26 protein-coding genes, 1 tRNA gene, 1 pseudogene and 1 riboswitch are annotated in these 24,778 nt (G+C 52.1%); of the genes and pseudogenes, 10 read left to right on the top strand and 18 right to left on the bottom strand.

Going from position 1 to position 24,778, the window contains the following annotated elements; translation table 11 throughout:
• Positions 1-1,086 carry a phenylalanine--tRNA ligase subunit alpha gene (gene pheS, locus ACZ5BI_RS07960; RefSeq protein WP_464896112.1) on the bottom strand — a complete coding sequence of 362 codons (1,086 nt, stop codon included), beginning with the start codon at positions 1,084-1,086 and terminating at the stop codon, positions 1-3.
• A 195-nt stretch (positions 1,087-1,281) separates the two neighbouring features.
• Here pheS and ACZ5BI_RS07965 point away from each other — a divergent pair, with 195 nt between their 5' ends.
• The 3 genes from ACZ5BI_RS07965 (at position 1,282) to ppgK (ending at position 3,942) form a co-directional block, all read left to right on the top strand.
• Positions 1,282-2,106: a substrate-binding domain-containing protein gene (locus tag ACZ5BI_RS07965; protein ID WP_464896113.1), complete on the top strand. Its 825-nt coding sequence runs from the start codon at positions 1,282-1,284 to the stop codon at positions 2,104-2,106.
• A gap of 171 nt (positions 2,107-2,277) precedes the next feature.
• The gene (map, locus tag ACZ5BI_RS07970) at positions 2,278-3,189 is read left to right on the top strand and encodes a type I methionyl aminopeptidase (RefSeq protein WP_464896114.1); all 912 of its coding nucleotides are present in this window, start codon (positions 2,278-2,280) and stop codon (positions 3,187-3,189) included.
• Positions 3,190-3,192: 3 nt separating this feature from the next.
• Complete coding sequence (gene ppgK / locus ACZ5BI_RS07975; RefSeq protein ID WP_024058148.1) at positions 3,193-3,942, top strand: polyphosphate--glucose phosphotransferase; 750 nt, start codon at positions 3,193-3,195, stop codon at positions 3,940-3,942.
• A 78-nt stretch (positions 3,943-4,020) separates the two neighbouring features.
• Here ppgK and ACZ5BI_RS07980 read toward each other — a convergent pair whose 3' ends face one another.
• On the bottom strand, positions 4,021-4,896 hold the full coding sequence (locus ACZ5BI_RS07980; protein WP_464896115.1) for a hypothetical protein: 876 nt from the start codon (positions 4,894-4,896) through the stop codon (positions 4,021-4,023).
• Between the two features lie 171 nt (positions 4,897-5,067).
• Between ACZ5BI_RS07980 and ACZ5BI_RS07985 the strand changes: the two genes are divergently transcribed.
• Positions 5,068-6,468 (top strand): class II fumarate hydratase, encoded by a 1,401-nt coding sequence (locus ACZ5BI_RS07985; protein ID WP_464896116.1) that lies wholly within the window; start codon positions 5,068-5,070, stop codon positions 6,466-6,468.
• Positions 6,469-6,521: 53 nt separating this feature from the next.
• On the opposite strand, the gene ACZ5BI_RS07990 is transcribed toward ACZ5BI_RS07985, so the two are convergent.
• The 4 genes from ACZ5BI_RS07990 to glyA form a co-directional block, all read right to left on the bottom strand.
• The gene (locus ACZ5BI_RS07990; protein WP_464896117.1) at positions 6,522-7,370 is read right to left on the bottom strand and encodes an exodeoxyribonuclease III; all 849 of its coding nucleotides are present in this window, start codon (positions 7,368-7,370) and stop codon (positions 6,522-6,524) included.
• A 26-nt stretch (positions 7,371-7,396) separates the two neighbouring features.
• Positions 7,397-8,506 (bottom strand): BMP family lipoprotein, encoded by a 1,110-nt coding sequence (locus ACZ5BI_RS07995; protein ID WP_464896118.1) that lies wholly within the window; start codon positions 8,504-8,506, stop codon positions 7,397-7,399.
• Positions 8,507-8,520: 14 nt separating this feature from the next.
• On the bottom strand, positions 8,521-9,423 hold the full coding sequence (locus ACZ5BI_RS08000; protein WP_464896119.1) for a bifunctional methylenetetrahydrofolate dehydrogenase/methenyltetrahydrofolate cyclohydrolase: 903 nt from the start codon (positions 9,421-9,423) through the stop codon (positions 8,521-8,523).
• Between the two features lie 72 nt (positions 9,424-9,495).
• Positions 9,496-10,788 (bottom strand): serine hydroxymethyltransferase, encoded by a 1,293-nt coding sequence (gene glyA, locus ACZ5BI_RS08005; protein ID WP_464896120.1) that lies wholly within the window; start codon positions 10,786-10,788, stop codon positions 9,496-9,498.
• 25 nt (positions 10,789-10,813) lie between these two features.
• A riboswitch (ZMP/ZTP riboswitch) is annotated at positions 10,814-10,891 on the bottom strand.
• A gap of 158 nt (positions 10,892-11,049) precedes the next feature.
• On the opposite strand from glyA, the gene ACZ5BI_RS08010 reads away from it, so the two are divergent.
• Positions 11,050-12,489, top strand: a complete 1,440-nt coding sequence (locus ACZ5BI_RS08010) for an amino acid permease (RefSeq protein ID WP_464896121.1) — start codon at positions 11,050-11,052, stop codon at positions 12,487-12,489.
• Between the two features lie 355 nt (positions 12,490-12,844).
• Here ACZ5BI_RS08010 and ACZ5BI_RS08015 read toward each other — a convergent pair whose 3' ends face one another.
• The 7 genes from ACZ5BI_RS08015 to ACZ5BI_RS08045 form a co-directional block, all read right to left on the bottom strand.
• Positions 12,845-14,044, bottom strand: a complete 1,200-nt coding sequence (locus ACZ5BI_RS08015; protein WP_464896122.1) for a glutamate--cysteine ligase — start codon at positions 14,042-14,044, stop codon at positions 12,845-12,847.
• Between the two features lie 10 nt (positions 14,045-14,054).
• Complete coding sequence (locus ACZ5BI_RS08020; RefSeq protein WP_316086275.1) at positions 14,055-14,810, bottom strand: glutamine amidotransferase-related protein; 756 nt, start codon at positions 14,808-14,810, stop codon at positions 14,055-14,057.
• Positions 14,811-14,842: 32 nt separating this feature from the next.
• Positions 14,843-15,178, bottom strand: coding sequence for a HepT-like ribonuclease domain-containing protein (locus ACZ5BI_RS08025; RefSeq protein WP_285372504.1), 336 nt, complete (start codon positions 15,176-15,178; stop codon positions 14,843-14,845).
• Positions 15,171-15,641, bottom strand: coding sequence for a nucleotidyltransferase domain-containing protein (locus ACZ5BI_RS08030; RefSeq protein WP_285372505.1), 471 nt, complete (start codon positions 15,639-15,641; stop codon positions 15,171-15,173). The genes ACZ5BI_RS08025 and ACZ5BI_RS08030 overlap by 8 nt, the downstream gene beginning before the upstream one ends.
• 164 nt (positions 15,642-15,805) lie before the next feature.
• On the bottom strand, positions 15,806-16,921 hold the full coding sequence (locus ACZ5BI_RS08035) for a pseudouridine synthase (protein ID WP_464896123.1): 1,116 nt from the start codon (positions 16,919-16,921) through the stop codon (positions 15,806-15,808).
• 39 nt (positions 16,922-16,960) lie between these two features.
• Complete coding sequence (gene brnA / locus ACZ5BI_RS08040) at positions 16,961-17,224, bottom strand: type II toxin-antitoxin system BrnA family antitoxin (protein WP_278606377.1); 264 nt, start codon at positions 17,222-17,224, stop codon at positions 16,961-16,963.
• Positions 17,208-17,480, bottom strand: coding sequence for a BrnT family toxin (locus ACZ5BI_RS08045; protein ID WP_278606376.1), 273 nt, complete (start codon positions 17,478-17,480; stop codon positions 17,208-17,210). Before ACZ5BI_RS08045 ends, brnA begins: the two co-directional genes overlap by 17 nt.
• A gap of 156 nt (positions 17,481-17,636) precedes the next feature.
• Here ACZ5BI_RS08045 and ACZ5BI_RS08050 point away from each other — a divergent pair, with 156 nt between their 5' ends.
• Entirely contained in the window at positions 17,637-17,810 is a 174-nt protein-coding gene (locus tag ACZ5BI_RS08050) for an IS1/IS1595 family N-terminal zinc-binding domain-containing protein (protein ID WP_415926225.1), read from the top strand.
• 282 nt (positions 17,811-18,092) lie between these two features.
• On the opposite strand, the gene ACZ5BI_RS08055 is transcribed toward ACZ5BI_RS08050, so the two are convergent.
• Genes ACZ5BI_RS08055 through ACZ5BI_RS08065 form a run of 3 tightly spaced genes read right to left on the bottom strand, consistent with a single transcriptional unit; the run spans position 18,093 to position 20,952 of the window.
• Positions 18,093-19,148, bottom strand: coding sequence for a phosphotriesterase family protein (locus ACZ5BI_RS08055; protein WP_464896124.1), 1,056 nt, complete (start codon positions 19,146-19,148; stop codon positions 18,093-18,095).
• Positions 19,141-20,199 carry a DMT family transporter gene (locus ACZ5BI_RS08060; protein WP_278620346.1) on the bottom strand — a complete coding sequence of 353 codons (1,059 nt, stop codon included), beginning with the start codon at positions 20,197-20,199 and terminating at the stop codon, positions 19,141-19,143. The genes ACZ5BI_RS08055 and ACZ5BI_RS08060 overlap by 8 nt, the downstream gene beginning before the upstream one ends.
• Entirely contained in the window at positions 20,200-20,952 is a 753-nt protein-coding gene (locus ACZ5BI_RS08065) for a glutamine amidotransferase (protein WP_278620348.1), read from the bottom strand.
• A 102-nt stretch (positions 20,953-21,054) separates the two neighbouring features.
• On the opposite strand from ACZ5BI_RS08065, the gene ACZ5BI_RS08070 reads away from it, so the two are divergent.
• The 3 genes and pseudogenes from ACZ5BI_RS08070 to ACZ5BI_RS08080 all read left to right on the top strand — a co-directional run.
• Positions 21,055-21,366: a LacI family DNA-binding transcriptional regulator gene (locus ACZ5BI_RS08070; protein ID WP_464896125.1), complete on the top strand. Its 312-nt coding sequence runs from the start codon at positions 21,055-21,057 to the stop codon at positions 21,364-21,366.
• The gene (locus ACZ5BI_RS08075) at positions 21,270-22,055 is read left to right on the top strand and encodes a LacI family DNA-binding transcriptional regulator (protein ID WP_464896126.1); all 786 of its coding nucleotides are present in this window, start codon (positions 21,270-21,272) and stop codon (positions 22,053-22,055) included. The genes ACZ5BI_RS08070 and ACZ5BI_RS08075 overlap by 97 nt, the downstream gene beginning before the upstream one ends.
• A gap of 74 nt (positions 22,056-22,129) precedes the next feature.
• Positions 22,130-22,504 (top strand): annotated as a pseudogene (locus tag ACZ5BI_RS08080) (transposase); the annotation flags it as partial.
• A 252-nt stretch (positions 22,505-22,756) separates the two neighbouring features.
• Here ACZ5BI_RS08080 and ACZ5BI_RS08085 read toward each other — a convergent pair.
• Both ACZ5BI_RS08085 and upp read right to left on the bottom strand, forming a co-directional pair.
• A tRNA-Ser gene (locus ACZ5BI_RS08085) sits at positions 22,757-22,841 on the bottom strand.
• Positions 22,842-23,038: 197 nt separating this feature from the next.
• On the bottom strand, positions 23,039-23,680 hold the full coding sequence (upp, locus tag ACZ5BI_RS08090; RefSeq protein WP_024059674.1) for a uracil phosphoribosyltransferase: 642 nt from the start codon (positions 23,678-23,680) through the stop codon (positions 23,039-23,041).
• Positions 23,681-23,817: 137 nt separating this feature from the next.
• On the opposite strand from upp, the gene ppk2 reads away from it, so the two are divergent.
• Positions 23,818-24,729 carry a polyphosphate kinase 2 gene (ppk2, locus tag ACZ5BI_RS08095; protein WP_464896127.1) on the top strand — a complete coding sequence of 304 codons (912 nt, stop codon included), beginning with the start codon at positions 23,818-23,820 and terminating at the stop codon, positions 24,727-24,729.
• The last annotated feature ends 49 nt before the right edge of the window (positions 24,730-24,778 follow it).

Below are 24,778 nucleotides of genomic sequence, written 5' to 3' on the forward strand. Positions count from 1 at the left end.
CTAGTTACCCCTTCCGGTAGTACCGAACTGTTTAGAAAATCGCACGTCGCCCTCGACAATATCGTGCATATCGGTGATTCCATGCCGCAGCATCAACGTGCGTTCAATGCCCATACCGAAGGCGAACCCTGAATACACATTAGGGTCAATCCCGCACGCTACCAGCACATTTGGGTTAACCATGCCGCAACCGCCCCATTCGATCCAACCCGGTCCGCCTTTCTTTTGCGGGAACCATAAATCCATTTCCGCGCTGGGTTCAGTAAAGGGGAAGAACGAGGGGCGCAGCCGGGTTTTCGCTTCCATCCCGAACATGGATTGTGCGAAATGATCCAAGGTACCCTTCAGATCTGCCATAGTCAGACCTTTATCCACCGCCAGGCCTTCTACCTGGTGAAATACCGGGGTGTGGGTGGCGTCTAGTTCATCGGCGCGGAATACTTTCCCGGGGCAAGCGATATAGACCGGGACTCCTCGCGAAAGCATCACTCGCGCTTGGACGGGCGAAGTGTGCGTGCGCAGCACCAGGTTGCCGTCCCCCGAAGTTTCTCCTCCCAAGGAACGTCCATCTATATAGAGGGTGTCCTGTTCTTGACGCGCGGGATGATCCGGGTCAATGTTGAGGGAATCAAAGTTGAACCATTCGTGCTCGACCTGCGGGCCTTCCGCGATTTCCCAACCCATAGACACAAAAAAGTCGGAAATATCTTCCATCAAGGTTTCCAGGGGATGGCGCGCTCCCTGCGGATACCGGCTTGCCACCTGGGTTACGTCTAGCGCCTCCGCCGCCAAAGTTTGGGCTTCTTGTTCCTTTTCGAGGGCGCAGCGCCGCTGGTCATAAGCGGCGTGCAACTGTTTCTTGGCGTCGCCCAGATTCTTTCCCGCCTGGGCTTTGTCTTTCTTTTCGAGGTTGCGGATTTCCCGGTTAGCCAGGATGATCGGGGCGTTATCCCCCAGGTGCGCTCCCCGCGCCCTCTTTAATTCGTCTAGTGAGCCCGCCGCAGAAAAATCCGCTTTCGCGGCCTCAACTGCCCGAGCTATCCCCTCTTGATCTAACGGAGAAATAGGTGTGGTCGCCTCAGACACAGGTTCACCTTTCTTAAATAATTCTTTCCCTTTTGTCTTACACTCTAGTTGCCGAGCAAATTCAGGGCTAATTTCCGCCCACTAAGCGAACCCCCTAGAGATTTCACGCCTTTGGGGACATTAAAAACCCAAGATTATCGGTATGAACGCCATTAATATGTAGAATGGAATCACACTTGTAATTGAGGAGGCATTTTGGCGACCCTGGCTGGAAAAACGAAAGTTGATCTCGTTGTGCCCTGCGTTGATATCGGCGCCATTAACTCTGCTTTGCTGCGCGACATGACGGTGCTGCTAGCCCAGGCCGGGGTTAGTGTAGTTTGCACCGTTCACCTCGAAGATCATCCGGAAAATCTGATTTCCACGATTAAGGAAACCGACGCGGCAGTTTTACCGCTCCTGCCTTTAGATCAGAACACTCTAAAGCAGCTAGAACAGTGTGGGGCTACGGTTCTTGACTCCTTAACGCAGGGCAAGGATCGGCAAAATCCAACCAATTTAATGACCTTCCAAATGGTGAAAATCCAGGTAGATGCCCTGGCATCCCGTAATCGGCGTAACTTGGCTTTCGTGCATTGGCGCGGAAAATATCCGGAAGAGGGCGCAACCGTTTACTACTTCTTTGCACAAATGGCTTGCCAGGCGGCGGGACTTTCTGCCCCCACCCAACTGGTGCTTCCTCAAGATCCCGAGAACATTCCTTCCTATCTTTTGGGGGCGCTGCAAAAGCATCCTGGTTTAGATGGGTTCTGCGCGATTGATGATATGACCGCCATGGCGGTTGTTCATGGCCTGCGCGAATGCGGCAAGATGGTTCCCCAGGACGCTTCGGTAGTTGGGGGCTTCGATTCGCCCTCGGGGCAGGTTTCCCGTCCACCCCTTTCGTCGGTGGTGGTAGACACCCCGGCTTTGGCCTATCAAGAGTTAATACATATCGCACAGCGCGAGGGCGGCGATCTAGATTTAGGCAAAGCCCCCAGCGGTCAGATTTTGCAATACGTGGCTCGCGAGTCTGTCTAGGGTTTTCACTGCCGTTATTTTTGTTTGCTACGGATGCAGTTTCACTAGCTTGGTCTGCATTTTCTGCGCGCCCTCTGCTATGCCTGCCTGCGCCCTCACCCGATATCCTCGTAACTGTGCGATAGAATCCTGGAAATCCGAAACATGTACCTGAACGCGTAGAATGGCGGTATGAATGAATATCCAGGACTTAGCCTTAAAGAACTTGCCGAACGTGCCCCGCTGGGAAATCAGGAAGCCGGAAATATCAGCCCCGAGCTTGCGGTACCTAAAAATATTGAACGCCCAGAATACCTTTTCCATGACGGCCCCGAAAAGGTAACTGCTTCCGATACCAAATCCGCCGAAACGGTCGAAAAGATTCGCGCTGCCGGACAGGTCGCTGCCGATGCCCTCGCCGCGGTAGGAAAAGCAATTAGACCCGGGATAACTACCGATGAACTCGATAAAATCGGTCACGAGTATATTGTTTCTCAAGGGGCATACCCTTCTTGCCTAAACTATATGGGTTTCCCGAAATCCCTGTGCACCTCGGTAAACGAAGTTATTTGTCACGAGATCCCGGACGATAAGCCGCTGCAGGAAGGCGATATTGTCAACGTGGATATCACCGCCTATAAAGACGGGGTACACGGGGATACCTGCGCCATGTTTAGCGTGGGTCAGGTCGATAAAGAATCTGAGCTGCTGATAGAACGCACCTATAACGCCATGATGCGTGGGATTAAAGCCGTGAAGCCGGGGCGGGAAATCAACATTATTGGCCGGGTAATCAGCGCCTACGCGAAGCGTTTCCGTTACGGAGTGGTACGCGATTTTACTGGGCACGGCGTGGGAGAGGCCTTCCATTCCGGTCTGATTGTCCCTCATTATGATTGCGCACCCTCCTATGACACCGTAATGGAGCCGGGAATGGTGTTCACTATCGAACCGATGCTCACTTTAGGTACAATCGAGTGGGAACAATGGAACAATGGCTGGACAGTAGTAACTAAGGATCGTTCCCGAACTGCCCAGTTTGAACACACCGTTGTGGTAACTGAATACGGCGCAGAAATACTGACTCTGCCTAGCAAGGAGTAACAAATGGCTATCGCATTTGGCATCGATATCGGCGGATCTGGAGTTAAAGGAGCGCCGGTCGATTTAGAGACCGGCGAGCTAACCCAGGAGCGTTTCCGGATAGAAACCCCCTACCCGGCAACCCCGCAAGCGGTATCAAAAACCTCGGCGGATGTCCTAGCCCATTTCGACCTTCCCGAGGACGTGCCAGTTGGGGTTTGTTTCCCGGCTCCCCTCCCGGGAGGGCTGGTTCCTTTCATCGCTAACCTGGATCAAGAATGGGTAGGTTGTGACGCAGCGGAAGTGTTCTCTAATGCGTTCGGGCGCCCAGTTACAGTTCTAAACGATGCTGATTCTGCCGGGGTGGCAGAGCAAGCATACGGCGTTTTCAAAGATCAACCTGGGGTTACTATTTTTACTACCTTAGGAACCGGGATTGGAACTGCTCTGTTTATTGACGGGGTGCTGGTGCCTAATACTGAACTCGGTCACATAGAAATTAATGGTCATGACGCAGAAACTCGAGCAGCTGCTTCGGTGCGTAAACGTGATGATTTGGGTTGGAAGAAATGGGCGAAGCGCCTGACCCGCTACTACCAGGAACTCGAGAAACTATTTAGTCCGGATTTGTTTGTAGTAGGTGGGGGCGTTTCTCGTAAACACGAGAAGTTCTTGCCGCTATTGGATATTAAAACTCCGATTGTTCCGGCGGAACTGCGTAACACCGCCGGGATTGTAGGGGCAGCGGTTAGCGCCAGTAAAGCCGCTAAGTAAAACCGTCGCACCTTAGGGCGCGCCGGCCTTACCAATTACTTTTAACTACTTGGGTAAGGCGGGCGCGTCCTCTCGCTTTTATTGGGAGTTGCTCTCACTGGGGGCGGGCCGCTCGCTAGGCTGCTCGCTGGGCTGCTGACTTCCGGTGGGTTGTTCGGCTGGTGGGGTTGGATTTTCCGCAGTAGGCCGGGTGGTGCCAGTAGTCTTCGTAGGCGCTGGCTCTCGGCTGGTAGTTTGAGTTTGTGAAGGCTCGCTGGAGGTTTGCTCTGGCGTCTGGGGCTGGCTACGGGTAGTTTCCGGAGTTGAAGAACTGGTAGTAGCCCTTTGGGAAGTGGTGGTTTCTTGCTCTGCCGGTGGTAAGACTTGTCGAGAGGAAATCATTAGCGCCACTACGACTACCGCTCCCGTTAGGAGCGCCACAATTGCAGTCACGATTCCCACTACTTTCAACAGGCGGCGTTTATCGGCGCGTTCTTCCTCGTATTCTTGCTCTTCACGTAGTTTTTCTGCGTCTACTTTAGGATCGTAGGCGGGAGGAACCCCTTGCGGATAAGAATCTACTTCCGGGGTGGCAGCAGCGGGATCAATCGGAGGCAGCTGGGTAGTAGCTGCTCCCGAATCCGGATAGGGATTCCCTGATCCGTCAAGTACCCGGGTACCCGCCGCATGGGCAGGAACATAACCGGTGCTACCTGGCGCGCTAACGTTTGCTGCCGGGATCCCTTCCGTTTGGGCATTTGCGGACAGGGCGGCGGCATCTCCAACTGCCGAGGGCGCGCCTGCCGGCGGATTCGGTACCGAGATTTTCCTTTGCGCGCCGCTGTCAACATCAGGCTGAGCTACCTGCCGAGTGATCCGTCGATTAGTTTGCCGTCCCCGAGGAACGTAGGCGTTTGCCATCGCTCCCCCCGGTAGGTACTCGGTAGGTTTATCGTCTGAGGCATCTTTGCTCATGGTGCTCCCACTTTCTGTCGTTACTTCCAGTCTAAGGGGCTACCACCTCTAAAATCACACCTGCAGCAAATTTCAAGACTTTTCCCCGGATTTTTAGGACGTTCTTCGTACCTAACCCAGGTAGGCTAGTAGCTAAGTAACCGTTTATCACTAACATCAAAGGAGCTACACGTGAGCGAAGAATATCGGATTGAACATGACACCATGGGGGAAGTTCGGGTACCTAAGGACGCCCTCTACGCAGCCCAAACTCAAAGGGCGGTAGAAAATTTCCCGATTTCAGGTCGCACTCTTTCCAGCCACCATATTGCTGCTTTAGGGCAAATCAAACGGGCCGCGGCAATCGCTAACGCCGAACTAGAGGTAATCGATACCGAAACCCGTGACGCCATTGTTAAAGGCGCAGAAGAGGTTATCGCTGGTAAACATGACGACCAGTTCCCGATCGATATTTTCCAAACCGGATCCGGTACCTCCTCGAATATGAACACCAACGAGGTCGTCGCTACCCTGGCAACCGGATTTAAGGGCAGCAAAGTTCACCCCAATGACCATGTGAACGCTTCCCAGTCTTCTAATGACGTGTTCCCCTCCTCCATTCATATCGCCGCTTATGAGGCCGTAGAGCACGCCCTCCTGCCGAAACTGGATCAGCTGGCTACCAGCCTAGAAAAGAAAGCTGACGAGTTTGCAAACATCGTCAAGGCGGGGCGCACCCACTTGATGGATGCCACCCCGATTATGCTGGGGCAAGAGTTCTCCGGTTATGCCGCGCAGGTTCGCAAGGGCATTGACCGGGTAAAGGACGCAGAGAAGAACCTGGCAGAGCTACCTTTAGGTGGTACTGCCGTCGGTACCGGGATTAACACTCCCGAAGGTTTCTCCGAGCGGGTGATTGCCCTGATCGCCGCGAATATGGATCTACCGTTCCGTCAGGCAGATAACCATTTCGAAGCCCAAGCCGCGCAGGATTCCTTGGTAGAAATGTCGGGGGCGCTGCGGGTAGTAGCAGTTTCCTTTGTGAAGATCGCCAACGATCTGCGTTGGGCTTCCTCGGGGCCGCGTTGCGGACTCGGCGAAATCACCCTGCCAGATTTGCAGCCCGGTTCTTCGATTATGCCTGGGAAAATTAACCCGGTATTACCAGAGGCCACCGTGCAGGTAGCGGCCCAAGTAATCGGTAACGATCAGACGATTGCTTTCGCGGGTGCACAAGGCAACTTTGACCTCTTGGTGATGCTGCCGGTAATGGCAGTCGACCTGCTAGAGTCGATTAACTGCCTGGGAGCAGTTGCCGGTTTGCTAGCGGAGCGTTGCGTGGATGGCATCGTGGCTAATCCGGAGCGCTGCCTAGAATTGGCAGAATCTTCGGCTTCGATTGTTACTCCGCTGAACCGCTACATCGGATATGAAAATGCCGCTAAAATCGCGAAGCACGCGGTGAAAGAGAAGATAACGGTCAAGGAATCTGCTCTGGATCTGGGATTTGTTGAGCGCGGGGAAATCAGTGAGGAAGATTTAGATAAAGCTCTAAATGTTGCCGATATGACTCACCCGAAAGCCAGCAAGTAATTAACTACTAACCAGGTCGCGCTTGCCAGTTGTTATCACTGGCAAGCGCGACTTTATATTTCGTAAGTAACTACCACCGGGGCATGGTCGGAAAACCGCTGGTCATAGGCCGCGGCGCGATCTACTTGCTGGCTGCGCGCCGCCTCCGCCAGTCGCGGAGTGGCTAAGTGATAGTCGATACGCCACCCGGCATCATTATCGAAGGCTTTTCCCCGCCACGACCACCAGGAATAAGGGCCTTGCACCTGACCAGCTAGGGTACGCACCACATCGACCCATCCCTGCTCGCGCCAACGATCCAAGAAAGCGATTTCTTCGTCTAAGACTCCGGCGCGTTTATTGTGGTTCGGTTTCCAGTTTTTTATATCGAGCTCGGTATGCACCACATTGAAATCTCCGGCTACCAGCACTAGGGGTTCGGTATTTTCCGAGGACGCGGCTGGGGACATAAGCTGCTCTAGACGTTCCTCGATTCGCTCTAAGTGCGCCATTTTATGGTCTTGTTTTTCAGATCCCACTTCCCCGGAATGAAAATAAGCAGAGATTACTCGCAACCGCGCGTCCTCACCACCCCCGGTTTCATTTTCTTTTACCAATAAGGCTTCTAACCAGCGACCGCCATCTTGGGGAACCTCGACCGGTACCGTGTCGGCTTTAGAATCTTCTAAGTGCCAGGGCGAGGATTTACGCACCGCGACCGCTACTCCCGCGCGCCCTTTGAGCTGCGAGGCATTTACTGCCACCTGCCATTCATCCCCAAAAAGTTCCTGCGTGATTTCTTCGCTAGCCCGTACTTCTTGCGCCAACACTACATCGGGATTTGCCTGTTCCAGCCAGGTATCCATTCCTTTTCGGAACGCTGCCCGGATCCCGTTTACATTAACTGTGGCTATCTTGAGCATATTTCTCCCTTACCTGGTGCCCGCTACTATCCTTGGTGAGCTGCAAGTTTGGTGATATCAATTTTTTTGCTGTCGATTTGGCTGCGAATCCCTGCCAATTCCGCGGTAAGACTATCAGAAAACCTAGGAGCATATTCACCCCAACCAGCGAGTTTAACTCCGGAATTCTTGAGAGTTCCCCGGTAATCGTTCCCGGCAATCGAACCGGTTTGCAATTGCTTAAGCAGCTTTTTTACACACCCGGAAGGATCAACCACTGTCGAAGTGAGCACGTCGCTCTGTAACTTTGGGGAGGCGGCGGCCAAATCCTGCCCGTTCCAGATGGCGGTGGCCTCTTTCGCCGCGAGTCCCTCTACCACTCCAGATTCACCCGGGGGTGCCATTACAAAAATAATGTCCACCTTTTTATCCGCTAGTTTGAGTAGCTGGTCGCGCAGCTGCACACTTGTCACCTGAACTGGCTCTCTAGAGTTTTGATCCCAAGCGGCAAGTTTTACTCCCGAACCTTTAAACTGGTTATAGTACTCCACCCCCAGACGAAAGCTATTTGCCCAGGAAGATGGGGTATAGATACCGGGAGAACCGCCTGCTTCTTTAGCGGTTTTATCTACCTCAAGGTCACTTACGGCTCCCACTAATCCACTTTTCGTGACGCCGGCAGCGGCATACCCAGCAAGGAAAGCTGGTTCCCGCAAATCAAAATCGATCCCACTGGCATTAGTTAATGCTTCCGTTTTCCCGACCGCTCCCATGACCGCAAAATTCATATCTGCGTTATCTCTAGCGATCTGCAACAGAGCCCACGCAAATCCGGGTTCTAAAGAAAGCACATTTTTGCATTTCTTTTCCTGGAGTTTTCCCGCGATTTCTTCCGCGGTTTTCACACTGAGATTAACGACCTTGGCTATCTGCTTATTCTCCGGCTTTGCCAGTGCCTCCTCCATTTCTTTCCCTAACGCCACGGCTCTTATATCTTGCGAATTCTGTTTTTCTACCACACAAAACGCTTTATTTACCTGAGTGTTTACCGGTGACGAGGTACTAGGAGTGGCCTGAGGCTTGGCAGTACAAGCACCCAGAGTTAGCACCAAAGTTGCCGCCCAGGTTATGGCAGTCGAAACTTTCCAGATCCGCATAGAGAATTCTCCATCTAGTTGGCGTGTCTCATCGCGGTTTCTACCACGTTGAGCAGCAGATTAGCCCGGGTCATGGGACCGATTCCTCCCGGGTTCGGCGAGAGCCAGCCCGCTACCTGGTCGACGCCTTCTGCCACGTCGCCCTCTAGCCGGGCTTTCCCGGTTTTAGGATTGATGGCGCCGCGGGAAACCCCCACATCCAGTACTGCTGCGCCCTCTTTAACCATCTCGGGTTTAATAATTCCCGCGGATCCCGCGCAGGCAACAATCACGTCCGCCTGGCGGGTATGGGCAGCTAAATCCCGGGTTCCGGTATGGCAGCAGGTGACGGTGGCATTAATGTCTTTGCGGGTCAGCATGAGTGGCAGGGAACGTCCCACTGTGGTCCCTCGTCCCACTACGCACACTTGCGCGCCCTCTAGTGGCACTTGGTATTGCTGCAGCAAATCGATACAGGCGCGCGGGGTACAAGGCAGCGGCGAGGTTACCGGCTCTTTGACTCGCAGCACTAAGCGTCCCAGGTTCATAGGGTGCAAGCCATCAGCATCTTTATCGGGATCAATCGCCTCTAGCACCTGGTTAACGTCGACTTGGCGAGGCAGCGGCAGCTGCACAATATAGCCGGTACAGGCCGGATTCTCGTTGAGCATTTTGATCTCGGCTAATACCTGGGCAGTCGAAACGGTATCTGGCAGTTCTACCCGAATTGACTCGATTCCTACCTCGGCACAGTCGCGGTGTTTACCTGCCACATAGGAAACCGATCCCGGGTCGCTACCCACCAAAATAGTGCCGAGCCCCGGCTTAATTCCCTGGTCATGCAGGCGTTCCACCTGCTGACGCATTTCTTCCTTCAACTGTCGAGCCCGCGCCGCCCCATCCAGCAGCACCGCGTCCCCGCTCCAACCTTTACGCATTTATTCTCCTTAGTTTGCGGAGCGGGCAGACCCTACCAGTCTGCCCGCTCCCCCATCGACTTTTATTGCGTTTTACGCTACCTGATTGAGTCCCACATACAACGGAAAACGTTTAATCAAAGCATTTACGCGCTCGCGATAGCTGGAAGTGTCGATCTTCCCTCGGCAAGCATCTACCAGCACTCCGGCGATAATCTCTGCTACCTCGGTGAATTCTTTGCGCCCGAAACCGCGAGTAGCGAGCGCCGGGGTGCCGATACGGAGTCCAGAACCTACCCGGGGAGGACGCGGATCGAATGGCACGGTGTTGCGGTTAATGGTAATTCCGGCTTCATGCAGCAGATCTTCTCCTTGCTGCCCATCTAGCTGGGAGTTACGCAGATCGACCATCACCAGGTGCACATCGGTTCCTCCAGTCAGTAAGGAAATCCCGCATTCGGCAACATCTGGTTGGGTTAGCCGTTTGGCCAGGATCTTCGCGCCCTCTAGGGTGCGTTTTTGCCGGTCTTTAAACTCATCGCTGCCGGCAATCTTCATGGCGACTGCTTTCGCTGCCACTACGTGCATCAACGGGCCGCCCTGTTGGCCGGGGAAAACCGCGGAATTAATTTTCTTTCCGAGTTCCTTATCGCGCGACAGAATCATCCCGGAACGCGGCCCGCCTAAAGTCTTATGGACGGTCGTAGAAACCACATCGGAATACGGCACCGGGTTCGGGTGTAATCCCGCAGCTACCAGTCCCGCAAAGTGCGCCATATCTGTCCACAGGTAGGCTCCGACCTCGTCCGCGATCTCCCGGAAGGCTTTGAAGTTTTCCTGGCGGGGGTAGGCCGACCAGCCCGCGATAATAACTTTGGGACGATACTTTAAGGCCGCATCGCGCACCTGATCCATATCCACCCAGTTGCTCTCTTTATCTACCTGGTAGGCGGTGGCGTTATAGAGTTGGCCGGAGAAATTGATTTTCATGCCATGGGTAAGGTGACCGCCGTGATCTAGCGCCAGCCCCATAATGGTGTCCCCTGGCTTAGCCAGTGCCGATAGTACTGCCGCGTTGGCTTGCGCACCCGAATGGGGCTGCACATTGGCAAACTCAGCGGAAAAAACTTCCTTAGCGCGATCCCGGGCCAAGTTCTCGGCTACATCGACCGCCTCGCAGCCACCGTAGTAACGTCGGCTTGGGTAGCCTTCCGCATATTTATTGGTGAGGACGGATCCTTGCGCCTGCAGCACGGCGCGTGGCACGAAGTTTTCGGAAGCGATCATTTCCAAAGTGCCGCGTTGCCGCTCTAGCTCTTGGTTTAGCACCGCTGCAATCTCGGGATCTACTTGTGAAATGGATTGAATAAGAAGCTTGTCTCCCATTGAGTTTTCCTTATTTTCGTAGCGCCAAATCAGCCCAGGCGAGCGACTGATTGACCACTTGTTCCCCGGTGGTATCCCACCTACGCCAGTCACGGTTACGCCCTAAGTCTACCGTGACCGAGGGGACTTTTACCTAAATATTTCCTGATATAAATATCTGATTCCACATGCTGACTACCTAAAATGTCTGTCACTGCCCTAACTTATACTCCCTATGTGCTCTGATATCGAGCATCAAAGGTAAAACTTAGGAGAAATCTAATGAGCGAAACTCAAAAACCGATTAGCGGTACCCCGCATCGTGATAAATCCGATGAGGGCTACCGCAAAGGGTTAAAGTCTCGCCACATGCGCATGATTGCGCTGGGCGGGGCCATCGGGTCCGGCCTGTTTTATGGCGCATCTGGACGTATCGCTGACGGGGGACCGTCAGTTGCTATTGTTTACGCAATCTGTGGGGGGATAGCTTATTTAATGCTTCGCGCCCTCGGAGAACTTAGCCTGTATCGCCCCTCTTCTGGAGGATTTATTTCTCATGCTCGCGAGTTTATGGGCGAGCGCGGCGCCTATTTCACCGGATGGTTTGCCTTTATTACTTATTCTTCTGCTTTGATGGCGGATATCACCGCAATCGCTAACTATATGCATTATTGGAAGCCCTTCCAGATTGTCCCGTTGTGGGCGTGGGCGTTTATCGCCTTGGCCTTAATGGTGATTGTCAATCTGGCCAGCGTAAAGTTTTTCGGCGAATTCGAGTTTTGGTTCGCGATGATTAAAGTCGCTGCGATCGTAATCTTCATGATTTTGGCGGTAGTGGCGATTGTTTTCGGGATTTCCTTAACGGTCAATGGCAACAGTTACACTCCCGGCGTGCACGCAATCACCGAGCATGGAGGACTATTCCCTAAGGGTGCATTCACTATGGTGACCCTTTCTTTAGGGATTTTGTTCGCCTACGGGGGCTCTGAATATTTGGGGGCTGCCGCTGGTGAGGCCGAGGATCCCCAAAAGGAAATGCCACGGGCAGTTAACTCGATGATGTGGCGTATTTTGTTGTTCTACGTAGGGTGTATTGTCCTGTTTACTTTGCTGTTGCCCTATAACGTATATAACCGTAACGAGTCGCCGTTTGTGACTTTCTTTAGCGGTCTGGGTATTCCTGCTGCTGGTCACATCATGAACCTGGTGGTATTGCTGGCTGCCGCTAGCGCTATTAACGCAGAGCTTTACACTTGTGGACGGGGTCTGCGTTCCCTGGCGGTGTCCGGGTCTGCTCCTCGTTTCTTGTCCGGTATGAACCGGAACGCGGTTCCCCATGCGGCTATTATCGCTGCTGGCACTATCGGTTTAGTAGGCGTGATGGTGAATCTGTTCTACCCCAATGAAGCCTTTGACGTGATTGCCAATATGGCGGGGATTGGAATTTGTGCCATGTGGGGATCGATCATGATTTCAAATATTTTGTTTGTGCGTCACTGCCGTAAGAATGGTATTGAACGCCCCAAGTTCCATGTGCCTCTCGCTCCCTACTCTAACTACCTGGTATTAGCAGTTTTGGGAGCAATGATTGTGCTTATGTGGTTCGAGGGCGGGCTGGGGCCAACCGCGATTATCGCTTTCGCGTGCGTAACCGTAGCCCTGGCTCTGGCTTGGCTGATAGTGCGTAACCACGTTGACCACGACATGTTTACTGCTAGTTAAGCAGCAGCGTGAATAGCGCAAGATACCCCTAAAACTATGCGTGAGGGAGAGTTTTATCCGAGCAGGCTAGGCGGGCGCAAAATTTGGAAAACGTTTCTACGTTTTCCAAATTTTTGGGCAGGAGGAAAAACTCTCCCTCGCGCAGTTAGCGTGCACGTAAATCATTGCCCACGCTATTAACGCGTAATTAGCACAGAGAGATTCCTGAACGGGGCGTGGGGGAAAGTTTTATCCGAGTAGGCGCGGTGGGCATAAGAAATCGGAGAGAGACTGGGTCTCTCTCCGATTTCTTGGGCAGGAGGAAAAACTTTCCCCCGCGTCCTCCTAAAACCTGTACATTTACGGATTCGCGCGTTTAGCGGGCGCGGGCTTTCCAGCCTTTGACCCCGCGTTGGTGCAGGGATTTATCTACGAAACATTCCGGATTTAAGGGCTCTCCGGCCTCCATTTCGGCTATTAGGAAGGCTACTACTGCCTCGTAAGAATTGGTGCGGTCAAAAATGATGCGTTGCCGCTGATAGCCGACACCGATTTTCACCATTTCCATGATTGACCAGAGTTCTTCTGCGCAATCTAAATCTTCGGCGGCAGGCGTCAGTTCCTCTAACCACGCGGGTAGGGAATCTGTTAACAGTTCTTCTTCCCCGTGTGCGTCCTCGATCAAGATGGCATCCATCCCGTAGCGGGCTGCGCGCCACCGGTTCTCCCGCACGAACCAATCCGGTAAAACAGGCAACTCTTTACCGGCATCAAGCTGACGGGAAGCCGTTTCTACCAGGGATTGGGTGAGTGCGGCTGCGGCGGCGACCTCTTTAATAGTGGAGGAGGCATCGGCTACCCGCGCTTCAATGGTGCCAAACTTGGGCGAGGGGCGAATATCCCAACGCACCTCATCAAAGGAATCAATCACCCCGGTTTTGAGCATCCCCGCGGTGAAATCTTCCAGTTGCTCCCAGGTTTCAAACTGATAGGGCTTGCCCGCGGTGGGTAGCTGCTGGAATACCATTGCCCGATTGTCGCAATATCCAGTGTCGACTCCCGCCCAATAGGGCGAGGACGCAAATAGCGCCTGCATATGGCCAAGTTTACTGGTCAAATAGTTTTGGATCGGTAAGACTTTGTCACGGTCTTCTACCCCCACATGCACGTGGGTGCCAAAAAGTAGCATCTGGCGTCCCCAATACTGGGTGCGATTGACCAGTTCTTCATAACGTTTAGAATCGGTGACCTGTTGATAGCTGGGGTTAGCGAAGGGGTGGGATCCGGCAGCTGCTAGCTCTACTCGCAGCGCCGAAGTAACCGGACGCACCAGATTGATACCCTCTTTCAGATCCATGATGCAGTCACGAACGCTGTGACGAGGACGGGATATTACTTCTACCGTATTCAGCAGCATCTCCCTATGCACCAGGGGGTTTTGGGGGTGGAGCCGCTCCACTTCCTCCATCACCGCACTAGCACATTGTCGCAGGTCGAAAGAGTCTTTATCAATTAGTTGTAGTTCCCATTCGATCCCAATGGTGGATCGTTCAGAACGAGAAAAATTGATGGTCATAGCAGGCCTCCTAACGGCGGTAATGCTCAGTAAATGCGGACAACAACCGGTGCGAGCTGGTCACATCTTGACTCATGCAGCGGGCAATGACTGCTTCGCGTTCGGCGGCCGCATAGTAGGCGTCCCCATATTGGTCGATGCGGATCTGCATTCCCGCAGTAGTGATTTCCGGATGAAACTGGGTGCCATACAGATTATTTTGTAATCGAAGTAGCTGGTAGTGGCAGTGTTTCCCGCTGCCCAGCGAAGTTGCTCCCTCTGGTAGTTCCGCCAGGGAATCCCCATGCCCGGTGTAACCGCGGATTACCGGATCTAGCTGCCCGGTTACCGGGTCTTGCTGTCCCTTCGCGGTTAAAGTAACTTCCACCGCCTGCAGGTCTTCCCCGGTGCGGTCAGTCAAAGTGGCGCCAGCCGCTTGCCCCAACATTTGCAGCCCGTAGCACAGCCCCAAGGTGGGAAAATCCTGGTCTAGTAGGTAATGCATGAGTGGCATTAGCTGGTTATATAGCTGCCCTTGCATGGGAGCTTCGGAGCCATTTGGCTTCTGCGCCCGAAAGGGAGATCCGGAAATAATAACTGCGCTATACCGGTTCTTAAGGTCAAGGTCGCGCACCAGGTCAAGGTCAGTTTCTTCTGGCAGCAGGTAAGAATGTAGTTCCTGGCCAATCTTTAGTCCGGTGACCTCGGCAATGGTTTGCAGCTCATCACGCGCTATTTTTCCGGCGGGACGGCACTGAATAAATAAAAACGGCAGCCTTTCTCGCATGACTCATAGCTTACGGGTTAGCGCGCCATCCGTCATGCCAGACTCTTCAGGTTACGTAACAGTTCCGGAATATCATCGCGCACGGTCTCATAGACAACCGAGAGATCAACATTGCCATATTCATGCACGATACGGTTACGAAGACCTTTCATAGCGCGCCAGGGGATGGATGGATGCTGCTGCTTAAAAACTGCGGAAAGTTTGTTCGAATTTTCAGAGACCTGGATTAACCGAAATAGGGTCGAGTCCACAAGTAACTCATTATGCTCAAACTCTGTTTGCGAGTAACCTTCGGTGTGCGCGATGACGAACTCTAGGTCGAGAATAATCCTGTTTAGGTAGTACTGGTTTGTTTTGGAGTTATCCATAGATTCTAATGCCGTCTCTTAGTATTTCGTTCACCAACTCAGGATTATCTTTCAGCTGCTCAAGTTTTAACAGATCCACTTTTTTATTGAGCGCTTCCCGCAAGGATTCTGCCAAATCATAAAATTTAATGCCGGAAATATCTGTGGATATCAACAAATCCACATCACTTTCCGGTTTAGCTTTCCGCTTGGCATAGGACCCAAAGAGATAGCAGTACTCCACATCATAGGAGGCGAATACTTTTCGACAGATCTCCTCGATTTTTGCGATGGTGAGGAGCCCGTGTCCTTCATCGATGTATCCGTATCGCTCCAGTTTTTCCATCATGTACTGGTACTTTAAAGATTTTCTCTTCTTTTCTTCGTTCTCGTAATTTTGGTACGTGCGAATCGGAATATCTAAGTAGGAGGCGCATTCGACCTGAGTTAGTTTCTTTTGTTTGCGGAGTTCCTTCAGGGTCACGCTCATCACCTCGCTTGGACTATCTCGCCAAAATTGAAACTACGCAACTATTTTACGCAGTTCTTGCGTGTTTTATCAATAGTTAATACGCAATTCTTACGTATTTTTCTTGCGTGTTTACCGGGAAGCTCGGTGTATACCTATCTACCGCAGTAATTCAGAAGTCAGCTTAAGGCGCCTTTTGCCCAGGTGGGGGCGGGGGCGGTAACGGTTATTAGGTTAGCGGGATTTTCTGGGTCGGGAAACTGCAGTTCTTGGGCATGTAGGCACAGCTGCGGCTTAACATTTTCTGGCGCTTTCGCGGGCAAAACTTCCGGATAGAGGGGGTCGCCCACGAGGGGATACCCGAAATGAGCCAAGGTGGCGCGCAGCTGATGAGTGAAGCCAGTTTCCGGCTCTAACTGCCACAGCAGTTCTTTTTCTGGTGCGTTTCCCGGGTTGCCCGGGCTTGCGTTTTCCTCTCCCTCCGGCTTTTCTATCTCTTCGGGGAGGGGGATTTTTCCGAGGACGAGGCCGTGGGTTCGGCTTTGGCAGCTGGCCACTTTTGAACCTATCGGGGGCGTCCCTATCGACACTGCCAGCGAGCCAGTTTCTTTAAACATAGGGAGCTGGAAATCGAAACTCTCTCCCACCTGGGGAGACGACCCTTCTGTCCTGCCACCGCCGCGGCTGCGCGCCAGGTAGATTTTCTTTACTTGTCGGCGGTCAAATAGTTGCTGATAACGCGCCCGATACTTCGAACCTAGAGTCAGCAATAAGCATCCGGTAGTCAGGCGATCTAGACGGTGCGCAGCGGTTATTTCATCATTTCCAAATTGACGGCGGGCAGCCACCACTACCGAGCGGGTAATCCAGGAACCGCGGGGAATAGTTGCGAGACTAGCGGGTTTATTTACTACGATTGCGCCCTCGCCCTCCCAAAGCACCTGCAACTTCGGTAAGGCAACGCCCTCATCGGGAGCTACTCGATGCAAGTAGTAGCGTTGCCCCGTCAATAGTTTGGCGTCCGGGGATAAAGCGACCCCCAGGGACGAAACCACATCCCCCGCCGCGAATGCTGTAGCGACAAAATCGGCAATCTCGGCGGCCGACAACGAGAGTTTGCGTTCCAGCTGAGTTTGCAACTGCCTTTCTAAAGTATCTTCGCCGATAGAGGTAAATGCCACCGGATCGATTCCGCCCCGTGCCGGTGGACGCGTCCCCGCCCTCCGCTTGTTACGTCTTCCCACCACACCCCGCCTATTCGCCGTCTTGACCGCAGCCGCTACTGCCTTTTCCACCCTAACGCATCCGACTGCAAGTAAATCCTTATGCGGAGGCTAGCTGACTGCTTGTTCTGTTAGCTTTTCTGCCAGGTAAGTGTTTATTACTGCATTCCTAGAAATCGCGAGGTCAGTCGCTTGCTTATCCAGCCTCTGAATCATCCACTCCGGCATGGTGAGAGTCACCCTCTTCTGCTCAATCGAACGCAGCGGGGCATTTACTTGCGGATTTTCTAGGTCAAAATATTCGAGGACGTCCTCACCGTCGTCGAATTTTTTATCGATCTGCTCGGCGGTCAAGGTATCAAATGCTTTTCTCATAAATATCTATCTCCCTCTGCCGGGCGCGCCGCACCGAAATTATCCGCGTGCGCCCTGCTCTCTGAGTAGTAATAGCGCTATAGTATTTACCTTCTATTATTCCGATAGTTATTTGTCTCGATTCGTCATTACCAGCATTATTCGAGTTAAAAGTTACCGTTTTACCTTCTGTCCAAAGCTTCTGGCTTTGAGCAAAACTAATGCCATGCTTAAACAGATTAGCCTCGCTCTTGCGCGGGTCATACTCAAATTCCACCTCAAATACTCCTACTTTCAACATCTATTATACATCAAATCGATGTTCGAAATCCAGGTTTCTGGGTTATTACTTGAATTGTGTGTATGAATTCGTTATTTTTTGGGGTTTGATCAGGGGTTATGATGGTTTGAATATGCTTTGAGAGCATATTGTGTGAAGAGTGCTTGTAATCGACCAGTTTGTGGTGTATGCGGACAAAAGCTTGTAAAGAACGGTAAGACTAGCTCCAGGCGAACCCGGTGGCGTTGTCTGGTCTGCGGGACTTCGACAGTTAAATCACGTCCTGATATTAGCGCTAGAGCCCAAGCGGACTTGTTTATCAAATGACTATTAAAAGGCTATTCGGTTAACCAATTGGGCTTGTCAAGAAGCCTAATCCCAACAAGGATTACAAGCCACCTGACTCTGATAAGAAGGCCATGGAAGATGCCTTCAGCAAGTGCTTGAGCATCAAGTAGTCTACACCAAGTAATTATTAACGATTCTTCATCGTTATATGCGTGTGGGGTTGGTTCGGACCCGAACCAACCCCACACGCATATTTATGTATATCGAAGGCTGAACGCCGTTTTGGGAAGAGGTGTTACTATATAGCGTAAATTAGACAGATTAGTCTGTCAGAAGCCTTCTTGGATTATCCACCAACAAGGCGTGAGTTTGTTCTTTGGCGATGCCTTCTTGATGAAGAAGATCGACAAACACAGCAGGAACAAAGGCGAAGCCATTTCCACCATTTTGTGTCCACATTTGCTTAAGGAAGAGATCGTGGCTCAACACAATCTGGTTTCCATAACCGGCTTTAATGAGGTTTGCAACAGCAGTTACTGTTTCATTAACCGAAGGCGATACTCCTTCCTTCGGGAAGGTGATATCCAGGCCGATCATGTCGAATTCTAGCCAGACTCCCCTATCAAGCATCCTGTGCTGATACTCCACATCAGATCCAGATGGATCCGAATGAGCGAGGGAAACCTTGTGTGGGTTAACTCCATATTGTCCTAGAACGATATCGAGCACTTCGTCACCGCGGCGTTGCCATCCGGGCATATGAATATTTAATACAACCGATGGGTTGTTGGTTTGCGCCAGAGCGCCCGCTTGCAAAGACTTGTGCTCCGCTTGGGTGAAGCTTGGAGAAATGCCGATCTCACCAATCATTCCGGCACGGATTCCGGTATCTCGAACACCGTCGTTAATATCAGAATCAATGCGCGAAGCGATTTCTTCTACCGAGTGATCAACAATCTGTGGGCCTTCAAACTTTTCGAGATAGGGCCCGGTGGACATCACGATGTTCAGTCCAGTTTTTTGTGCGACGGTGAGAAGCCGTTCCGGATTTCTTCCGATCGATTCAGTTCCCGTTGCGTCAACAACCGTTTTCCCGCCAAGTTCTGCGAATTGTTGTACTTCAACAATCACATCTTCGGTGGGTTTATCTGCCATGTTATCTGCGCAGCAGTACGGATCCTGGCGCAGCCCCCACATGAGATGCGGTGACACTTTTTTACCGACAAGGCGTGAGGAAAAATCGTAGAACGGTTCATCCACCACGGACGAAAGATCATTGAACAGGTGCTCATGAGGTAAGGTCATACCCATGTCAGAAGCTGGTATAATACCTGTTACTGTCTGTAAATATCCGCTTTTGAGCTCAGAATTAGGCACTTTCGGTCCCCTTCCCGATCTTTCTTGACGGGATCATGGCAATTGCTGAAGCCACAAGTGCAACAATGGTACCCACGATCGTCATGGTGTAAACGGTGTGACCGAGCTGCGGGAAGGAAAGATCGATAGCAACGGAGCCGATCAGCTGGCCTGCGGTTGAGGCAAGAGCAAGAAGAAGCAATCCGAGCTTGCGAACGAGCAGAGCCATTAACGCGATGGAAAGCAAACCGAGCGGACCACCGAGGAACATCCACCACTTAGTAGGCAAAGCAAAGGTTGCATGCCCCAGGCCGAGGCGGACGAGGAAACCGATGGTTAGTGCCGAGAAACCGATAATGAAGTTCCAGGTAATGGACACGAGCATTGAATCTGCGATGTGCCCAATTTGCGAGTTACCAGCTGGCTGCCAACCTGCGAGCAAACCACCAGTGAATGGAAGGATTGCAAGAACGATCACGTGAGGTGCGGTGAAGACGGGGTATACCACCAAAATTGTGGAGACGATTGCCAAGATAGCACCGAGAACACGTGGGATATTAAGAGCTTGCTTGAATTCAACACCGATTCCCAGACGATCACAGACAATACCCGAGATCACCATGCCGCAGATAAGTGAGGTTTGGAAAGTAGCAACACCTAGAGATCCAACAGAAATACCTTCAGAAAGAACAATCACCGCCCCGCAGCATCCTGCGAAGAAGTAGGGCCAGGGAAGAGTTTTGTTCTTTAGTTGGGAAGGAAGGCGGAAGAGAGCGGTGCGCAGCTTCTTCTGAGGAAGAACGATGGCGAACATGACAACCAGTCCCGAGAAGAAGGAAATACATGCTGCTAAATGGCCATCTCCAATAACGCTTCCGAGCTGCCCGTTCACTGTTGATTGAACGGGGCCGAGCATTCCGGCAAGAACTGTGAGGATAACGAAAAGGCCTACAACGGTTGTTGTTGCAGCTGATGGCTTAGTGGAAGGTTCCTTAGCGATGTTTGGCTCTGCAACTGGTGCTGATTGACCGTGCGCAGAAGTACGCATTGTGTTGTCTAGCGAGTTATTCATTTACGCCACTTCCTTTGCCAACCAACGAACAATGTTGTCAAAGAGAGTCTGGTATCCGGCCCAGCCCATGAATTCTTGTGGTGCCCAGTGTGGGGAAATATCTGACGCGAAGGCAACGGAACGACCGCGGCCGTACTCTCCAACTACAAGGAGAGGATCGCCATTTACTTCCGCCAACACTTGTGTATCAGCATCAGCTACGAGCTTCTGGTATCCCAGGAGATGGGGCCAATTTTCATCGAGATCCTTGGTAATAGGATGTACAACCTGAGTGAGCTTGCCTTCTACACCTTGTGGTGCTTCAACTCGATCATCCCAGCGTGAAATACGCACTGGTAAAACATCTTCAATTGGTGTTCCAGCGTAGTTAGCCATCGCTTGGAAACCTTGGAAACTTAAGTATCCGCCGGCCATCATGAGTGCACCGCCCGCGCGGACCCAATCACGGAGAACCATTAAACGATTAGGCATGCGCTTACCTTCTTCAAAAACTTCAGGCGGGAGAAGAAGGGTGTTTACCCCGACGTCAGAAAGAATGACGACGTCGTATTCATCTAATTCTTCAGCAGTAAACGGGAAATCTACCGCTACATCATGTGACCGCATATGCGTCACTTCGTGTCCAGCGTTGCGCAACGCTTCGAGAAGCTCTTTGCACCCGATATGGACTTGCGTATGTGGGAAATGATCAAAGCCTTTGTGGTCAACGACGTCGCTAACCCAGGATTCCCCAGCTAACAGTACTTTTGACATAGACACTCCTTTGTCTCTGTAGTGCGCAACATTGCGCAACGATTACGTTTATTACTGTAATATACTCAGCATTAAGACGCAAGCAGGAAAAGGAGGAGTCACTTGCAGTCGTCCCTCACAGAAGTTGCCCGCGTAGCTGGTGTTTCAGCTTCTACAGTTTCGCGTTATGTGCGTGGACAATTAAGGGTCACTCCTGAAACGGAAGATAAAATTCTTCACGCCATGGATAAAGTTGGTTGGGAACGCCCATGTGATTCATATACGTCTATCACTTCGGTTTCACTGATAATTCCCGAGCTCACGAATCCTTTTTTACATTGCTTGCGGATCAAGTCGTTCGTACCGGTCGCGAACGTGGAATCGATGTGTTCCTGCATGTCAGTAATGGTGTCGCGTCCCGTGAAGTCGAGCTGATTCGCAATTTAAACGAGGATCAGCATGTTCACGGGATTCTTTTTGTAGGATCGAATTCACTTGATGGATTGATGGATCCCCGGTTGATTACTAAGCCGTTCATCATGGTGGATGAAGAAGTGTTCGATTCTGCACATAATGATTTGTGTTTAATTAGTTGCGATAACAGGAACGGTGCCTACCAGGCAATTAATCACCTTGTTTCTTCCGGACATTCCCGTATCGCTTTTGTAGGTGGACGAACTGAACTCCCCACTGCTCGCGCCCGAGAAACGGGATTCCGAGAAGCGATGGCATTTCATGGGTGCACGGTTGATGACCGTTTAGTTTTCCACGGACCTTTCAGCGAAGCCTTCGGTGCGTCAATTTTGCCAAGCATTATTCAAGCTGATCCACTCCCCACCGCTGTCTTCACGACGTCCGATATTGCCGCCATTGGGATACTCAGTACCGCTGAAAGATTCTCTCTACGAATCCCTGAAGATTTATCTATTGTGAGTTGCGACGATATTAATCTCTGCGATTGGTTACGCCCCCGATTAACATCAATTCACCAGCCCATCGGAAGCATGGCGAAGGGTGCTTTCGACACACTGTTCGCAATTAGTGCAGGTAAGCGCGCAAAAAGCCAGTGGTACCCCATGAAGCTAATTATTCGTTCCTCTGTAAGGGCAATTGAAGAGAATTAAACCTAGAAATTCTTCGGTGTATCCCTACATAGCCCCCGATTTCCCCAGTGCCTGGGATTGCCGGAGTTGATTAAAAACGCGGTATGAAGGCTGAGCTGAGGGATCATCTAGGTTACGACAAGCATGATCGGGTCGGGTATGGTAGCGGTAATTCGCGTAATGGCACCACGGCTAAAACGGTTCATACCGAGGTTGGTCCGGTTAAGATTGATCAGCCAAGGGATCGGGCTGGCAGCTTCAAATCGTGTCTGTTGCCGCCGGGTCAGCAGCGCTTGGCGGGTCTTGATGACATCATTATCTCTTTGTATGCCGGTGGCATAACGATCAGGGAAATTGGTCATCACCTGGAGGCCACTTTCGGAACCCAGATTTCTCACGAGACGATCTCGAATATCACCGATGCTGTCCAAGACGAGGTAGCTGCTTGGCAAACCCGCCCGCTAGAGGCGTTTGGGTATTAACCCCAGTTTTACATACCGCTGCGTCGAAAAATGCCCCAAGCGCAAGCGCTTGGGGCACACACCCAACAACCAAACCCCACCTGAAACACCTTGCGGCAAACGAAAAACCGCTACGCAGTTTTACATACCGCGATTGCAAAACCCAACCTTGCGGTATTTGTAAAACCGCTACGCAGTTTTACATACCGCTGCGTCGAAAAATGCCCACAAGCGCAAGCGCTTGGGGCATTTTTCTCCTTGCGGTAGCGGTGGGATTTGAACCCACGGTGGGTTGCCCCACACAGCATTTCGAGTGCTGCACCTTCGGCCGCTCGGACACGCTACCTAATACTGAGTTAACAGACCTTCAAAAGTTTAGCGGATTTGTCCGCCAGAACTAAACTTTGGGTGCGAAATGTGATCACTCCCGCGGCTAGTCCCATCCAGTTGCCTCCTCAGCAAAACATTCACCGCCGCGTAACCTCGCCAAACAGCGGCAACAGCACGCTGCCTCGTAACCGCGCTCGACGACTATACGCGCTACTATTGATCTACAATTCCATACAACCTATCCCCGGCATCGCCCAGACCTGGGCGAATATAAGCCTGCGGGGTAAGCCCCTCATCCAGAGCCGCCACCACCACGGTAACGTCTGCCCGCTGACCGATATGCTCTTCTACGTGCTTAACCCCTTCCGGAGCCGCCACCAGGCAGATGCAGGTAACATCCCGCGCGCCTCGCTCCAGAGCGTAATCTATGGCCGCTACCAAGGTGCCGCCGGTAGCCAGCATGGGATCAACCAGGAACACTTGCCGATCAGTTAAATCCTGAGGCAGACGATTCGCATAGGTTTCGATCGCCAAAGTTTCTTCGTCCCGCTTCATCCCCAGGAAACCGACCTCTGCCGTGGGTAGCAAGGCAGTCATGCCAGACAGCATCCCTAATCCGGCACGCAGAATCGGAATCACGATCGGGCGAGGCGTCGAGATCACCTCGCCTTCCATGGGTTGAATCGGGGTTTCGATCTGCTTGGGAGTTACCCGCACGTGCCGAGTTGCCTCATAGGCGAGCAGGGTAACTAGTTCATCAACCAGTTGCCGAAACACCGAAGAAGGGGTGTCTTTATCTCTAAGAATGGTCAGTTTATGTTTCACCAGCGGATGGTCAATGACTTTAAATTCCATACTTTAAAACTAGCTTGTTTTCCCTTCGCCTGCCCACTCTTTACCACTCCTTCCCTAAAAATTATTCTTCCCGTTTTACCTCCACACAGCGCGCCCCTGCTCTACGCTAAGAATTACCGCCGAACCAGGAGATACCGATGAATCAAAGCGAACATGGGATTAGTGAAGCCGACGAAATCAAGGTACAGAAAATCCCTAATAAAGTTTACGAGGCCGAGCTCTACCGCTTACAGGGAGAACTCGGAAAGCTACAAACCTGGGTGAAAGCTACCGGAGCCCGGATCGTAGTTATTTTTGAAGGGCGCGATGCGGCCGGTAAAGGCGGCACTATTAAACGGATGACCGAATATCTCTCCCCGCGGGTGGCTCGGATCGTGGCGCTACCTAAACCGACGGAGCGCCAAGAAACTCAATGGTATTTCCAGCGCTATATCGAGCATCTGCCCGCAGCCGGCGAAATCGTCCTCTTCGATCGTTCTTGGTATAACCGGGCGGGGGTGGAAAAAGTGATGGGATTTGCCCGCCCTGACCAGGTGCAACTGTTCATGCGCCAATGCCCCATCTTCGAACAAATGCTAGTCGAAGACGGGATATACCTGCGTAAATATTGGTTCAGCGTGTCAGATAAAGTACAGTACAAGCGTTTCAAATCTCGACTCGGTGATCCTTTACGCCAGTGGAAACTCTCCCCCATGGATTTAGAATCCATCACTCGCTGGGAAGATTACTCGCGCGCTAAGGACGACATGATGGTACATACAGATACTTCGGTGGCGCCTTGGCATCACGTGCTTTCTGATTCCAAAAAACAGGCGCGCTTGAATATGATCCACCATTTCCTCAGCTCTATCCCTTACACGGAGATTCAAAGCGATGCAGAGCCGATAAAGCTTCCTCCGCGCCCTAACTCCAGTGGATACGTGCGCCCCTCGGTGGCGGTTTCGAAGTATGTTCCAGATTTTGCGGGCGAAGTTGCCAAACAGCACAAGAAAAAGAAGCTTGCGGGTACTGAGGAAGATTTAAAGCAGTACCGCGATAACGAGAATTGATTTCCAACCACTGGGCGTTTGGGTCACCTCTGTCCTCCCCGGGCGAGTC

The organism is Varibaculum sp. GTC20041 (assembly GCF_055387755.1).